Origin of the sequence: Vibrio sp. 99-8-1 (assembly GCF_013114595.1) — a bacterium.
GTDB lineage: Bacteria > Pseudomonadota > Gammaproteobacteria > Enterobacterales > Vibrionaceae > Vibrio.
Genome location: NZ_VTXE01000030.1, coordinates 42,092 through 56,024, shown reverse-complemented (window position 1 = coordinate 56,024; position 13,933 = coordinate 42,092). Strand labels below are relative to the sequence as shown.

The 13,933-nt window shown below is 42.7% G+C and carries 12 protein-coding genes; 5 read left to right on the top strand and 7 right to left on the bottom strand.

Translation table 11 applies throughout. The features are described 5' to 3' along the window. Nucleotides 1-143: 143 nt before the first annotated feature. The 6 genes from odhB to sdhC all read right to left on the bottom strand — a co-directional run bounded on the left by odhB (nucleotide 144) and on the right by sdhC (nucleotide 7,520). Nucleotides 144-1,355, bottom strand: a complete 1,212-nt coding sequence (gene odhB / locus F0227_RS16215) for a 2-oxoglutarate dehydrogenase complex dihydrolipoyllysine-residue succinyltransferase (RefSeq protein ID WP_171754285.1) — start codon at nucleotides 1,353-1,355, stop codon at nucleotides 144-146. A 29-nt stretch (nucleotides 1,356-1,384) separates the two neighbouring features. Continuing rightward, complete coding sequence (gene sucA / locus F0227_RS16210; RefSeq protein ID WP_171754284.1) at nucleotides 1,385-4,195, bottom strand: 2-oxoglutarate dehydrogenase E1 component; 2,811 nt, start codon at nucleotides 4,193-4,195, stop codon at nucleotides 1,385-1,387. A 92-nt stretch (nucleotides 4,196-4,287) separates the two neighbouring features. Next, nucleotides 4,288-5,001: a succinate dehydrogenase iron-sulfur subunit gene (locus F0227_RS16205; protein WP_171754333.1), complete on the bottom strand. Its 714-nt coding sequence runs from the start codon at nucleotides 4,999-5,001 to the stop codon at nucleotides 4,288-4,290. 18 nt (nucleotides 5,002-5,019) lie between these two features. Continuing rightward, the gene (gene sdhA, locus F0227_RS16200; protein ID WP_171754283.1) at nucleotides 5,020-6,786 is read right to left on the bottom strand and encodes a succinate dehydrogenase flavoprotein subunit; all 1,767 of its coding nucleotides are present in this window, start codon (nucleotides 6,784-6,786) and stop codon (nucleotides 5,020-5,022) included. Continuing rightward, nucleotides 6,787-7,134 carry a succinate dehydrogenase, hydrophobic membrane anchor protein gene (gene sdhD / locus F0227_RS16195; protein WP_171754282.1) on the bottom strand — a complete coding sequence of 116 codons (348 nt, stop codon included), beginning with the start codon at nucleotides 7,132-7,134 and terminating at the stop codon, nucleotides 6,787-6,789. Continuing rightward, on the bottom strand, nucleotides 7,128-7,520 hold the full coding sequence (gene sdhC / locus F0227_RS16190; protein WP_171754281.1) for a succinate dehydrogenase cytochrome b556 subunit: 393 nt from the start codon (nucleotides 7,518-7,520) through the stop codon (nucleotides 7,128-7,130). Before sdhC ends, sdhD begins: the two co-directional genes overlap by 7 nt. Nucleotides 7,521-7,916: 396 nt before the next feature. Between sdhC and F0227_RS16185 the strand changes: the two genes are divergently transcribed. Next, nucleotides 7,917-9,206: a citrate synthase gene (locus tag F0227_RS16185; RefSeq protein WP_171754280.1), complete on the top strand. Its 1,290-nt coding sequence runs from the start codon at nucleotides 7,917-7,919 to the stop codon at nucleotides 9,204-9,206. Between the two features lie 106 nt (nucleotides 9,207-9,312). On the opposite strand, the gene F0227_RS16180 is transcribed toward F0227_RS16185, so the two are convergent. Continuing rightward, nucleotides 9,313-10,068 (bottom strand): Nif3-like dinuclear metal center hexameric protein, encoded by a 756-nt coding sequence (locus tag F0227_RS16180; RefSeq protein WP_171754279.1) that lies wholly within the window; start codon nucleotides 10,066-10,068, stop codon nucleotides 9,313-9,315. 57 nt (nucleotides 10,069-10,125) lie between these two features. On the opposite strand from F0227_RS16180, the gene F0227_RS16175 reads away from it, so the two are divergent. The 4 genes from F0227_RS16175 to F0227_RS16160 all read left to right on the top strand — a co-directional run bounded on the left by F0227_RS16175 (nucleotide 10,126) and on the right by F0227_RS16160 (nucleotide 13,881). Then, on the top strand, nucleotides 10,126-10,893 hold the full coding sequence (locus tag F0227_RS16175) for a DUF1853 family protein (RefSeq protein WP_171754278.1): 768 nt from the start codon (nucleotides 10,126-10,128) through the stop codon (nucleotides 10,891-10,893). A 612-nt stretch (nucleotides 10,894-11,505) separates the two neighbouring features. Then, complete coding sequence (locus F0227_RS16170; RefSeq protein WP_171754277.1) at nucleotides 11,506-12,456, top strand: OmpA family protein; 951 nt, start codon at nucleotides 11,506-11,508, stop codon at nucleotides 12,454-12,456. A 17-nt stretch (nucleotides 12,457-12,473) separates the two neighbouring features. Then, on the top strand, nucleotides 12,474-12,926 hold the full coding sequence (locus F0227_RS16165) for a hypothetical protein (RefSeq protein ID WP_171754276.1): 453 nt from the start codon (nucleotides 12,474-12,476) through the stop codon (nucleotides 12,924-12,926). Next, the gene (locus F0227_RS16160; RefSeq protein WP_171754275.1) at nucleotides 12,823-13,881 is read left to right on the top strand and encodes a hypothetical protein; all 1,059 of its coding nucleotides are present in this window, start codon (nucleotides 12,823-12,825) and stop codon (nucleotides 13,879-13,881) included. The genes F0227_RS16165 and F0227_RS16160 overlap by 104 nt, the downstream gene beginning before the upstream one ends. Nucleotides 13,882-13,933: the final 52 nt, after the last annotated feature.

The window sequence follows — 13,933 nt, the reverse complement described above, 5'->3', positions numbered from 1 at the left end:
TTAAGGTTCACCTAATTCATTTAGGGACCTTTACCTTTTGAGGTACTTTTAACTAGCCGTTATTGGATAACTAGTTAGGGTATCAGAGTGGCTCTCCCCTGATACCCAGTGAATAGGACTAAAAGCCCAACTCAATTTTTTATCTATACATTCAGCAATAGTCTTGCTGGATCTTCTAGCAGTTCTTTGATGGTCACCAAGAAACCAACCGACTCGCGTCCATCGATTAATCTGTGATCATAAGAGAGTGCCAGATACATCATTGGCAAGATTTCTACTTTTCCATCAACCGCCATTGGACGGTCTTGAATTTTATGCATACCAAGTATTGCCGCTTGAGGCGGGTTGATAATTGGTGTCGACATTAATGAACCAAATACACCACCATTGGTGATGGTGAAGTTTCCACCAATAAGTTCGTCGACAGTGAGTTTTCCATCACGACCTTTAATAGCAAGCTCTTTGATGCCTTTCTCAATATCAGCCATACCCAATGAATCACAATCTTTTAGTACAGGAGTCACCAACCCACGAGGAGTAGATACTGCCATGCTAATATCAAAGTAATTGTGATAAACAATATCAGTACCATCAATTGACGCGTTCACTTCAGGGTAGCGTTTTAGCGCTTCTGTCACTGCTTTTACATAGAAGGACATAAAGCCAAGACGCACGCCGTGGCGCTCTTCAAATTGGTCTTTATACTGCTTACGAAGATCCATAATCGGTTTCATGTTCACTTCGTTAAACGTGGTCAGCATCGCGGTGCTATTTTTCGCTTCTAGCAGTCGGTTTGCCACTGTTTTACGTAGACGAGTCATAGGAACACGTTTTTGACTACGTGCTGCCGCTGGAACCTCAACCGCTGGCTCTTGCTCTTTTTTCTCAACTTGAGCAGGCTTGTTAGCAAGGTAAGCTTCTACGTCTTCACGAGTGATACGCCCACCAACACCAGTGCCTTTTACTTGGCTAGCTTCTAGTCCATGCTCGCCAAGTAGGCGACGAACTGCTGGGCTTAACCAGTCATTACTCTCTTCATCCAGAGAGGCTTTATGGCGCTTATCTGGCGATGCCTCTGTTGATTCAGTGGTATCTGAAGTCGGTTGGCCTGCGACTGCTCCCGGCTTTAACCTAGCAATCAATTGTTTAGACAGTACTGTGGCACCCTCTTCTTCAATGATCGCTTCTAACACACCCGCTTCTGGTGCAGGAACTTCCAGCACCACTTTGTCGGTTTCTATATCAACAATAACTTCATCACGAGCTATCGCTTCTCCAGGTTGCTTATGCCATGTCGCAACAGTGGCGTCAGCAACGGATTCAGGCAAATCTGGAACCAGAATTTCAATTGTCATAATCTCTTCTTCCTTAACTTCTAGAACTTTTAAAAGTCTAGATTTAAAGCATCATCAACTAACGCTTTCTGTTGTTTCATGTGTACGGACATATATCCTACGGCAGGTGAAGCAGAGGCTGGACGACCAGCGTATTTCAATGTCGCTCCCTGTATAGCATTGAGGAAATTGTGCTGGCTACAATACCAAGCGCCTTGGTTTTGAGGCTCTTCTTGGCACCAGACAAAATCTTGCACATTTTCGTAGGCGGCAATAATGTCGCGAACTTCAAATAGTGGGAATGGATAAAGCTGTTCAATACGGACAATAGCAACATCGTCCTGCTCATTCTTACGTCTCTGCTCAAGTAAGTCGTAATAAACTTTACCGGAACAGAATACAACTCGCTTCACTTTGCTGGCGTCTAAACTATCCACCTCTGGAATTGCAGGTTGGAAAGTACCATCAGAAAGCTCTTCTAGCGTTGATGTACATAACGGGTGTCGTAGTAGCGATTTAGGCGACATCACAATAAGCGGTCGACGCATAGGTCGAACAACTTGGCGACGTAACATATGGTATACCTGCGCCGGAGTCGACGGGACAACGACCTGTATATTTTGCTCCGCACACAACTGTAGATAACGTTCAAGACGCGCAGATGAGTGCTCTGGGCCCTGACCTTCATAGCCGTGTGGCAATAGCATCGTTAGTCCACACAAGCGTCCCCATTTCTGTTCACCAGAAGAGATAAACTGGTCAATAACCACTTGGGCACCATTAGCAAAGTCACCAAACTGTGCTTCCCAAATCGTTAATCCACCAGGTTCAGCCGTTGCATAGCCATATTCAAAAGCTAACACCGCTTCTTCAGACAATACCGAATCAAAGACTTCAAATGGCCCCTGCTTATTGTGTACATTTTGTAGAGGTACAAAGGTACTCGCGTCATCCTGATTATGTAGAACAGAGTGACGATGGAAGAAGGTGCCACGGCCAGAGTCCTGACCAGATAGTCGAATACGTCGGCTATCATCAACAAGCGTACCGTATGCCAAGATTTCAGCCATACCCCAATCTAATGGTTTTTCACCATTAAGCATGGAACGTCTATCGTTATAAATCTTGTTCACACGACTTTGCAGTTTATGACTTTCTGGATGCTGACACAGTTTTTCACCAAGCTTTTTAAGACGCTCAAATTCAAACTTGCTGTCCCATTCAATATTCCAGTCATGACCTAAGTAAGGGTTCCAGTCTACCGAGTGCATCTCCATTGGACGCCACTCTTTAACCACAACTTCTCCATGGTCAAGCGCATCACGGTACCCATTTACCAGCTCAGTTGCCGTTTCAATATCAAACTCACCACGATCAATTAACACGTCTGCATATAGCTTACGAGGTGTTGGGTGCTTTTTGATTTTTTGATACATCAAAGGCTGAGTCGCATTTGGTTCGTCTGCTTCATTATGGCCATGTCGGCGATAACAGACTAAGTCGATAACCACGTCACGCTTAAAGGTGTTGCGGTAGTCCAATGCAATGCGTGTGATGAAAGCAACCGCTTCTGGATCATCGGCATTAACATGGAAAATAGGTGCCTGAACCATCTTAGCGATGTCAGTACAGTACATAGTTGAACGCGTATCTTGTGGGTTAGATGTAGTAAAGCCAACTTGGTTATTGACTACGATACGTACTGTACCGCCTACTTGGAAACCACGAGTTCGAGACATGTTGAAGGTTTCTTGAACCACCCCTTGTCCCGCAATAGCTGAGTCACCATGGATGGTAATAGGTAATACTTTGCTCCCATCATCATCACCAAGTCTATCTTGACGAGCTCTTACAGACCCCATCACTACTGGGTTGACTATCTCTAAGTGAGAAGGGTTAAACGCCAAAGCTAGGTGAACATCGCCACCTGGAGTCGCAAAGTCGGCTGAAAAACCTTGGTGATATTTCACGTCACCGGTTCCCCAACTTTCACCATGTTTACCTGCAAACTCATCGAATAGATCTTGTGGTTTCTTACCCAATACATTAACCAACATATTGAGACGACCACGGTGAGCCATTCCTATAACGACTTCGCGCATTTCCGATTTACCTGCATGACGAATTAACTCTTTCATCATGGGTATTAGGGCATCACCACCTTCTAAAGAAAATCGTTTTGCTCCAGGGAACTTAGCACCTAAATATCGTTCCAAACCTTCCGCTGCGGTAAGCTCTTCTAAAAACGTCTTCTTCTCGTCAGCAGTAAATGATGGCTGGCCTAATACTGATTCCAAACGTTGTTGAACCCAACGTTTCTGCTCAGTATTGATCATATGCATATATTCTGCGCCGATAGAACCACAATAGGTTTTCTTTAATGCACCATAGAGATCTTTTAGTTGCATGGTCTCTTGCGAAACCGCAAAGGAACCTACGTTAAACGTCTCTTCAAAGTCGTCTTCAGTAAGATTATGGAAGGCAGGGTCAAGATCAGGACCGGGGTCTCTTTGCCAGATTCCCAGTGGATCTAAATTGGCAGCTTGATGCCCTCGGAAACGATAGGCATTAATTAACTGCAGTACTTTTACTTGTTTTGCATCGACATCAGGATCACTAACTTGGACATTGTAATGCTTTGTCTCTTGAGCGAGTCGCCGGAAGTAATCTCGAACTCGTGAATGAGACTGCTCTGCAATCTCAGATGTCTGCATAGGCAGCTCATCAAATACACGTTTCCACTCATCACTTACTAAATCGGGGTCACTTAGATACAGTTCGTAGAGTTCCTCTACATAAGTTGCATTGGCACCAGCCAAGTGTGAAGACTCGAGCCATGCCTTCATCACGCCGTTGTGCATATTTTCCCTTAAACAGTAGGTTATATTAATCCAACATTCCGTTGGCCTGTTTTAGCCGGCTATCTAAAAAAGAAGCCGGCAATACTTATATGTTAAACCGATTTATTCACCAGCATGGTCTTAATGTGACCAATGGCTTTGGTCGGATTTAATCCTTTAGGACATACACTTACACAATTCATGATGCCATGACAACGAAAAACACTGAAAGCATCATCAAGATCGGATAGGCGTTCGTCCCTAGCTGTATCACGACTGTCTATCAACCAACGATAAGCAGCTAGTAATCCCGCAGGGCCAATAAATTTGTCCGGATTCCACCAGAAGGATGGGCAGGATGTGGTACAGCAAGCACACATAATACATTCGTAAAGACCATCAAGATGAGCACGATCTTCAGGGGCTTGAAGATGTTCTCTCGAAGGTGGTAGGGCACCATCCGATATTAAATATGGTTTTACCTTTGCATAATTATCATAAAACTGCGTCATGTCCACTATTAAATCACGAACAACAGGTAATCCTGGTAATGGCCTAATTACAATAGGATTCTTCTCCATTAAGTCGGATAATGGAGTGATACATGCTAGACCATTTTTGCCATTCATGTTTAGGCCATCAGAGCCACACACACCTTCGCGGCAAGAACGTCTAAACGAGATCGAGGAATCTTGCTCTTTTAATAGAATAAGAGCATCCAAAACCATCATATCGGAGCCCTCTTCCACTTCAAGAGTGTACTCCTTCATGTGTGGTTTGTTATCCACATCAGGATTATAACGGTAAAGAGAGAAAGTTAGTTTCATCATTGTTTTAGTCTCCCTTTAGTATGTACGTACTTTTGGAGGAAACGCTTCACGATGAACCGGCTCCATGTTTACATCACGCTTAGACATCTCTTCTGTTTCCGGATTAAAGATTGAGTGGCATAGCCATTGCTCATCATCACGGTCAGGATAATCAAAACGAGCATGCGCACCGCGACTTTCTGTGCGGTAATTTGCCGCGACTGCGGTAGCAAATGCGGTTTCCATTAAGTTGTCTAATTCCAAACATTCGATACGTTGGGTATTGAACTCTGATGACTTGTCAGAAAGGTGGGCATTTTGTAAACGCTCACGAATCACTTTCAACTCATTAAGTCCATTCGCCATAGCATCTCCTTCACGGAATACAGAGAAACTATTTTGCATACAAGATTGCAGATCTTTGCGAATCTGAACTGGATCTTCACCAGTGCTGCTATTTTCCCATCGCATTGTACGAGCCAATGACTCTTCAATGTCTGACTCAGTTGCAGGGCGAGCTTCAGCTTGCGCTTGTAATGTTTCACCAAGGTGTAAGCCTGTTGCACGACCAAATACCACCAAATCAAGCAGTGAGTTACCGCCTAATCGGTTCGCACCATGTACTGATACAGATGCAATTTCACCACAAGCAAACAGGCCTTGTACTTCTACATCATTACCGCTGCCATCAAGCTTAATGGCTTGACCAGAAACCTGAGTAGGTACACCACCCATCATGTAGTGACACGTTGGAATAACAGGGATTGGCTCTTTAACAGGATCGACGTGAGCGAATGTTCTCGACAGCTCACAAATACCCGGTAAACGAGACTCAAGAACATCTTTACCAAGATGATCAAGCTTAAGCTTAATATGAGGTCCCCATGGGCCATCGCAACCACGACCTTCACGGATTTCTATCATCATAGAACGAGCGACAACGTCACGACCTGCAAGGTCTTTCGCATTTGGAGCGTAACGCTCCATGAATCTTTCGCCATCTTTATTGAGGAGATAACCACCTTCACCACGACAACCTTCTGTTACCAATACCCCGGCACCAGCGATTCCCGTTGGGTGGAACTGCCACATTTCAATATCTTGCATTGGTACGCCAGCACGCAACGCCATACCAACACCATCACCAGTATTAATATGAGCATTAGTGGTCGAGGCGTAAATACGTCCTGCGCCACCGGTGGCTAAAATAGTTGCTTTAGATTTGAAGTAACAAATCTCACCACTTTCCATACAGATAGCAGTACAGCCCATGATTGCGCCGTCTTGGTTCTTCACTAAGTCCAACGCATACCACTCAGAGAAGATGGTGGTTTTATGCTTAATATTTTGTTGATACAGAGTATGCAGCAATGCGTGACCTGTACGGTCTGCCGCCGCCGCTGTACGTGCTGCTTGCTCGCCACCAAACTCTTTTGATTGACCACCAAACGGACGTTGATATATTGAACCATCTTCAAAACGAGAGAACGGTAAACCCATTTTCTCTAGTTCAATCACAGACTCTGGACCGTTCTTACACATATATTCAATGGCATTCTGGTCACCGATATAATCGGAACCTTTTACTGTGTCATACATATGCCACTGCCAATTGTCTTGGTGAGAGTTACCAAGCGCAACCGTAATACCGCCTTGAGCAGATACAGTGTGAGAACGGGTTGGAAATACTTTTGATAACAAGGCACAACTTAGGCCCTGCTCTGAAATTTGTAATGCGGCACGCATACCTGCGCCACCGGCACCGATTACAACGGCATCGAATTCACGAACTGGAATAGTCACTTACGCACCCCACAGAATAAATAGGCCAGAGAAGAAATAGACGAACAGTACTGCTACAAATGCGAATTGAAGCAAACCGCGTACTAAATTTGGCTTGATATAGTCAGTTAACACTTGCCAGATACCAATCCATGCATGGATCAATATAGAGGTCAGTGCCAACATGGAAAACGCTTTGGTAAAGGTTCCACCAAAAAAAGCTGTCCATGTGTGGTAAGTGATTTCGCCACCAAAAGCACAAAACCCAACAATGTATATGGTATACAAAGTCAGGATAATAGCTGTGGCACGAATCAGTAGGAAGTCGTGGATACCATTACGACCAAACGATGATACATGCTTTACCATACCAAAATTCCTCCAAGTAACGACAATACTGCAGTAGCAGCAAAAGTAACCTTGGCCGTCATTGTGCCGGATTCAAAATCTTCATAATGACCTAAGTCCATTATAAGATGACGAATACCACCAACAATATGGTAGGCAAGTGCAGTTAAGATTCCCCACAAGATAAACTTCACTAAAAAGCTATCGACTAGATCAGCGGCTTGCATAAAGCCTTGTGGTGAGGAGAGGGATAATGACAACAACCAAAGCAAAATACCGACAGCTACAAATGTAATCACACCTGACACGCGATGGACGATGGACGCGATTGCAGTAATCGGAAAATGAATGGTCTGTAAATCGAGATTAACAGGTCTTGGCTTTCTTTCTTTCACGGGCTTGCTCACTCAGCTCCTTTGAGCATTTATTGTTATGATCAATTTAAGATGTCAACCCCGCAAAACTTAACTTTAATTTAACATTTATAGCCGTTAAGCGGGACTTTAAATGTAAATTTTTTGTTAAATGACTAGTGAAATTTTAATGACGTTATTTCTTTCTAGCCTTGAATTTATAAGGAGTTAACAACAAAATTCTTGGTCACTATACGGCTGGCAACATATTAATACAATTGTCTTAACAAAAACTGCTACACAGAACATGTTTTTTCAACGAAAAATGATGAAAATCTTAACAAGTGCACACAAAAAGTTAGAAAAATTGACTTTAGTTATGATCATGAGTACAAATTGTCACACTAATAAAGTCCTGGATGGATAAAATTATAATCAAAGGAGATTGTTATGGCAGATAAGAATGCGACCCTTCATATTGAAGGTAAAGCACCAATTGAACTGCCGATTATGGATGGTACTTTAGGCCCTGAGGTAATCGATGTTCGTAAGCTAGGCTCAAATGGCTACTTTACTTTTGACCCTGGTTTTCTTGCCACTGCATCTTGTGAGTCCCAAATCACTTTTATTGATGGTGGAAAAGGTGTACTTCTACACCGAGGCTACCCAATTGATCAGCTTGCTAACAATGCAGATTACCTGGAAGTCTGCTACATACTGCTATACGGCGAAGCCCCTAATCGTAAGGAATATGAAGAGTTTAAGAAAATCGTAACCAAGCACACTATGGTTCACGAACAGATCGCAAGCTTCTTCCACGGTTTCCGACGTGATGCTCACCCAATGGCAATAATGGTAGGCGTAGTAGGTGCTCTAGCGGCCTTCTATCATGACTCATTAGATATTAATAACGACACACACCGTGAAATTGCGGCATACCGTCTACTATCTAAAATGCCGACTTTGGCGTCAATGTGTTACAAGTACTCTATTGGCCAGCCATTTATTTACCCAAGAAACGATTTAAGCTACGCAGAGAACTTCTTACATATGATGTTCGCAAACCCATGCGAAGATTATAATGTAAACCCTGTTGTTGCTCGTGCAATGGACAAAATCTTAACCTTGCATGCAGACCACGAACAGAACGCATCAACGTCAACTGTGCGTTTAGCGGGTTCTTCTGGTGCTAACCCATTTGCATGTATTGCGGCGGGTATTGCGTCATTATGGGGTCCTGCTCATGGTGGTGCTAACGAAGCATGTCTTCGTATGCTAGAAGAAATTGGTTCAGTGGATAACATCCCAACTTACGTGAAGAAAGCCAAGGATAAAGATGACCCATTCCGTCTAATGGGCTTCGGTCACCGTGTTTATAAGAACTATGACCCACGTGCAACGGTTATGCGTGAAGCATGTCACGAAGTACTAAAAGAGCTTAACATTGAAGATCCATTGTTAGATGTTGCTATGGAGCTTGAGAAAATTGCACTGTCTGATGAATACTTCGTTGAGAAGAAACTGTACCCGAACGTAGATTTCTACTCAGGTATTATCCTCAAAGCGATCGGTATTCCAGTGTCCATGTTTACTGTAATTTTTGCTATGGCTCGTACTATCGGTTGGATCGCTCACTGGAATGAGATGCACGGAGATCCGGATAACCGTATTGGTCGTCCACGTCAGCTTTACACAGGTCAAGAAATGCGTGAGTTTAACCCTCTGCATGAACGTGAGTAACGGATAACCGCAAGTAAAGAGCGTATGAGAATATGACTCCTTGCTAGATAAAAGGTTGGCTTATGCCAACCTTTTTTATTGCGTAGCCATCAGTTAATAAGAGTCACTATACTGGATTATCGATATCAATAAACTGAACATCTAAGCCATGTTCTTCCGCTAACCACTCTCCTAGCGCTTTTACACCATATCGCTCAGTAGCATGGTGCCCTGCACTAAAGTAGTGAATACCTTGCTCCCTTGCAGAGTATGTTGTTCGCTCGGAAATCTCTCCCGAAATAAATGCGTCTAACCCTCTGGCAGCCGCAAGCTCAATATAATCTTGTCCACCACCTGTACACCAACCCACTGTTTTGATTGGCTTATCCATATCCGGTGCGATATGTAATGGTTCTCGATTTAATACCGATGCAATTTTCTCAGCCAACTCAGTACCAGACATACTATGGGCTAGCTCTCCATGCAGAGCAACAGACTGAGGTGATGGCTCTAAGCCACCCGTTATTTCAATACCCAACAAACTGGCTAACTTAGCATTGTTACCCAACTCAGGGTGTACATCTAATGGTAAATGATACGCGTACAAGTTGATGTCATTGTGAATCAGTGCTTTTATTCTCGAGCCTTTCATTCCGCGAATGGCTTCTGGTTCACCTTTCCAAAAATAACCATGATGAACAAGCAAAGCATCGGCTTTTAACTCAATGGCTTTATCAATAAGTGCTTGCGATGCCGTTACTCCGGTAACCATTTTTAACACTTCTTGTCGCCCTTCTACCTGAAGTCCATTTGGGCAATAATCCTTAATTAACTCAGGAGACAATTTTTTATTTAACAGTAACTCTAATTGCAAGTGGTTCATATTGTGTTATACCGTTTATTAACAAGCGTTAATTGAGAATATTACAGGAAATCGGTCATGCAGGCATCACTAGAAAAAGCCGCTCGTTGGATTACTCAACAGCAAACTATTTTATGCCCCGATCAATTACCAATAGCAAGTAACCCTTTTAGTGACCACTCCGTTGATTTTGTCGTCAATTACTCTGGCAATAAACGCCTAGGGTTTGTCTACCAAGCCCTGTGTAAACAGTTATTCGAACAATCAGAACAGTATCAAGTTGTGGCGGAAGAGATTCAGCTAATCGCCAATAGAAGAACCTTAGGTGCCATTGATTTTATCGTACAGCACCAGAGTAACTATCAGCATTGGGAAGTTGCCATTAAATTTTATCTTCTACACGATGATCATTGGTATGGTCCAGATAGCCGTGATCGGCTAGATCTAAAACTGAACCATATGCTGAATCATCAGTTAGCGATGTCAGCAACAGACACATTTAAGCAGCGATATCCTTATATTAGCAACATCACTTCACATCTATTTATGCAAGGCCGGCTTTATATCAATCCATTTGAACAAAACAGCCTTCCTCAGCACTGCTTAGGACACCGCATCAACCACCACTCCATTACTGGCCTTTGGTGTTATCAACACCAGTGGAAACAGATAACAGAGCCCCTTTATCGATTAGATAAAATTAACTGGATTGCAGGAAACGTTGGCCAAGCCGAACGCTATATTCTGCCAAATAATCCATTGCAATATACCGTACACTGCCAAGATCAAACAGGGCAATTTTGGATGATTGTTCCGGATAACTGGCCTCAAATTAAACAACCTTAAAAGGGTTAGTCATTCCTCCCACTCTCTTTTTGAACTATACACATTGCTATCGTTTTAAGTTCTGCATTTTGAAATAGTTTGATTTTAATTAAAAAAGAAGTGGCATAACATATAAAATGCTCAATAGTAATTTAACAGCCAGCTTGCACCTTATAAAAACATTTAGAAACAAAAAAAAGAATGACATTCCATCTTAAATTATATTCAAACATAAACACAATTACTTCAAAGAAGAAAATTTAAAAAAAACTAGAAAAAAGAAAACGTTAGAACACACAACCTTCAGTACAACCACCATTAATATCATATTTAACCTAATAAACACCCCTTGCCCAACATCTCTAAAATTCCTCACAAATCAATAAGTTAAAACATTTTCGTTTGAAAAAATGGTAGATAGCTAAATTTAGACTCAGAAAATAAATAAGAAAAATCTTATTACTTACACAAACAAAGAAGACATATCCTCCCATAAAAATAACACAACCAATTAATCCAAGAAATTTAAGTAGATAAAATATTTACATTTAATCCCAGAAAACAAAAGAATTTAAGGTTGATTCTTCTATGACAGCTACGAAGTATATAAATTGCCTTCGAAATATGCTCTTTATGGTTATAACGCTAGCCTACAACAGCACTGCGAACTCAGAACCGTATATCGGCGCAGGTATCGGAGTTTCGACATACAGCAGCACTTGCAGCAACACCTCGACAAGTTGTAAAGAAAGTACCGCCGTTTACAAGCTGTTGGCTGGCTACACATTACCTTACAACTTTGCCATAGAAAGTGCCTATCACGATTTAGGTTCTCCTACAGCAACGTTCACCGATCGCACCATTGATGTTGCTATCAATGGTGTAGAAATTTCGATACGTAAGAAGCTTCCGCTTACAGAACAAGAACAAGCATTTGTTTATGGCAAGGCAGGCGGTTTGCTTTGGAAAGCACAAAATACCGATGAAAAATCAGGAGCCTCTCCGCTTCTTTCATTAGGAGGAGAATATTTTTTTACCCCTTCGTTATCAATCAATGCTGAATATCAATGGGCAGATGATATCAAGTATGTGGGCGAATCCGATATGCACTTATTCACACTTGGCCTCAATTACTTCTTTAATCAGTCAGAAAGTATTCCAGCCATTTCACAACCTAACCTCTTAGTTGAACCTGAACATGAACGCATTTTTATAAAAGAATACAAAGAGATCATTAGTTCGGAAACAAATGATCTTGTCATGTTTAAGAGCGGAAGCCATCAACTAACAGATTTTATGAAGTCTCGGTTACAAAACATTTTACTAAGACTCAAAAAATATCCGCAATCTACTCTGGAAATTATTGGTCACACTGACAACATCGGTACTGCCGAATCCAATATGACACTGTCTATATCGCGAGCAAGAAGTGTTGCTAACTATCTAAAATATCAAGGAATAAACAAGGATCGTCTCACCATCACAGGTAAAGGTGAGCATTGGCCAAAAGCCAGTAATCGTACCGCTGAAGGACGCATGTTAAATCGACGAGTAGAGCTGATATCTCCTTCGTTTAGCCTTTAATGTAAGAGGTATTCATTATGATTATAAGAACAATTCTACTTGTATTGTGTATGTTCAGCATCGTTGGTTGTAAAAATGACTCTACCAATCCGCTAATATCTGTTTCAAGTGATAAATCTGGCAGAGTCCCCAACACTGATAGTGACGGTGATGGTATTAACGATGGTGACGAAGTGACCAATGGCACCGATCCGAAAGATCCCAATGACCCCATCATTAACGGCGACAAGGACACCGATGGCGATGGCATCACCAATGGTAAAGAGCATATTGATGGCACTGACCCCAATGATCCCAACGACCCCGTCATTAACGGTGACAAGGACAACGATGGCGATGGTATCCCAAATGGCAAAGAGCACATTGATGGCACTGACCCTAACAATCCTGACACCGATGGCGACGGTATTAGCGATGGCGATGAAGCCACCAATGGCACCGACCGGCACCGACCCGAAAGATCCCAATGACCCTATCATTAACGGCAACAAGGACACCGATGGCGACGGCATCACCAATGGTAAAGAAAGCGTGATCGGCACCGACCCGAAAGATCCCAATGACCCTATCACTGACGGCAACAAGGACACCGATGGCGACGGTATCACCAATGGCAAAGAGACCGTGATCGGCACCGACCCCAAAGATCCCAACGACCCCGTCATTAACGGCGACAAGGACGACGATGGCGACGGCATCTCAAATGGCAAAGAGCACATTGATGGCACTGACCCTAACAACCCCGATACCGATGGTGATGGCATTAACGATGGTGACGAAGTGACCAATGGCACCGATCCGAAAAAAACCAATAGCCCATTTGTGGATACTGACGGCGATGGTATTTCAGACAGTCAAGAAATTGCTGATGGTACAGATCCAAAAAAACCAACGCCAAAACCAGAGCATGTAGTCTTTGTTAGAGATATACCAATGTGGTTTTCATTCCCACAAACACTGGATGAATATAATGAAGGGATAAATCAAGCAAAAAGCCCACGATATAATAGTGGCTCATATGACGAGAATGACAAAAAATGGCCACTCTTTATGAGACATGATGGCAGTGCGTATTTGTCATCAGCATATTCAGGACCAGCGGCATGGTATTGTCAAACGAATTTAGAGGACATGAAATACAATGGCAATAATCTAGGCTGGCAAATACCGGTTAATGAAGTGTTTGAAGCGATTTTTGATAAGTATGGAGATGTTTCTAATTTAGGCTGGCCAACCGATAAACCATATTGGTCAGCAGCTGTACGTTGGGATGGGGGTGGTACTACCAATGGAACATTTACATATTACAATATGGCTACAGGTAAACAAAGCACCACAAGGAACCAAACACAAAAGTTCTATGCGATATGTTTCGTACACTGCACAGCAAGTAAGTGCGACACCGATCATATTGCGAGACCTTAGTTAGGTTATCGAAGTAAATAAGAGGGTTTACTACTAAACCCTCTTATTTTTT

Bases quoted from the DNA above. Each gene is read 5' to 3' on its own strand.
- F0227_RS16185 (WP_171754280.1), top strand. From the start codon at position 7,917: ATGGCAGATAAGAATGCGACCCTTCATATTGAAGGTAAAGCACCAATT.
- F0227_RS16165 (WP_171754276.1), top strand. From the start codon at position 12,474: ATGATTATAAGAACAATTCTACTTGTATTGTGTATGTTCAGCATCGTT.
- sucA (WP_171754284.1), bottom strand. From the start codon at position 4,195: ATGCACAACGGCGTGATGAAGGCATGGCTCGAGTCTTCACACTTGGCT.
- F0227_RS16180 (WP_171754279.1), bottom strand. From the start codon at position 10,068: ATGAACCACTTGCAATTAGAGTTACTGTTAAATAAAAAATTGTCTCCT.
- odhB (WP_171754285.1), bottom strand. From the start codon at position 1,355: ATGACAATTGAAATTCTGGTTCCAGATTTGCCTGAATCCGTTGCTGAC.
- F0227_RS16175 (WP_171754278.1), top strand. From the start codon at position 10,126: ATGCAGGCATCACTAGAAAAAGCCGCTCGTTGGATTACTCAACAGCAA.
- sdhD (WP_171754282.1), bottom strand. From the start codon at position 7,134: ATGGTAAAGCATGTATCATCGTTTGGTCGTAATGGTATCCACGACTTC.
- F0227_RS16170 (WP_171754277.1), top strand. From the start codon at position 11,506: ATGGTTATAACGCTAGCCTACAACAGCACTGCGAACTCAGAACCGTAT.
- F0227_RS16205 (WP_171754333.1), bottom strand. From the start codon at position 5,001: ATGAAACTAACTTTCTCTCTTTACCGTTATAATCCTGATGTGGATAAC.
- F0227_RS16160 (WP_171754275.1), top strand. From the start codon at position 12,823: ATGGCACTGACCCTAACAATCCTGACACCGATGGCGACGGTATTAGCG.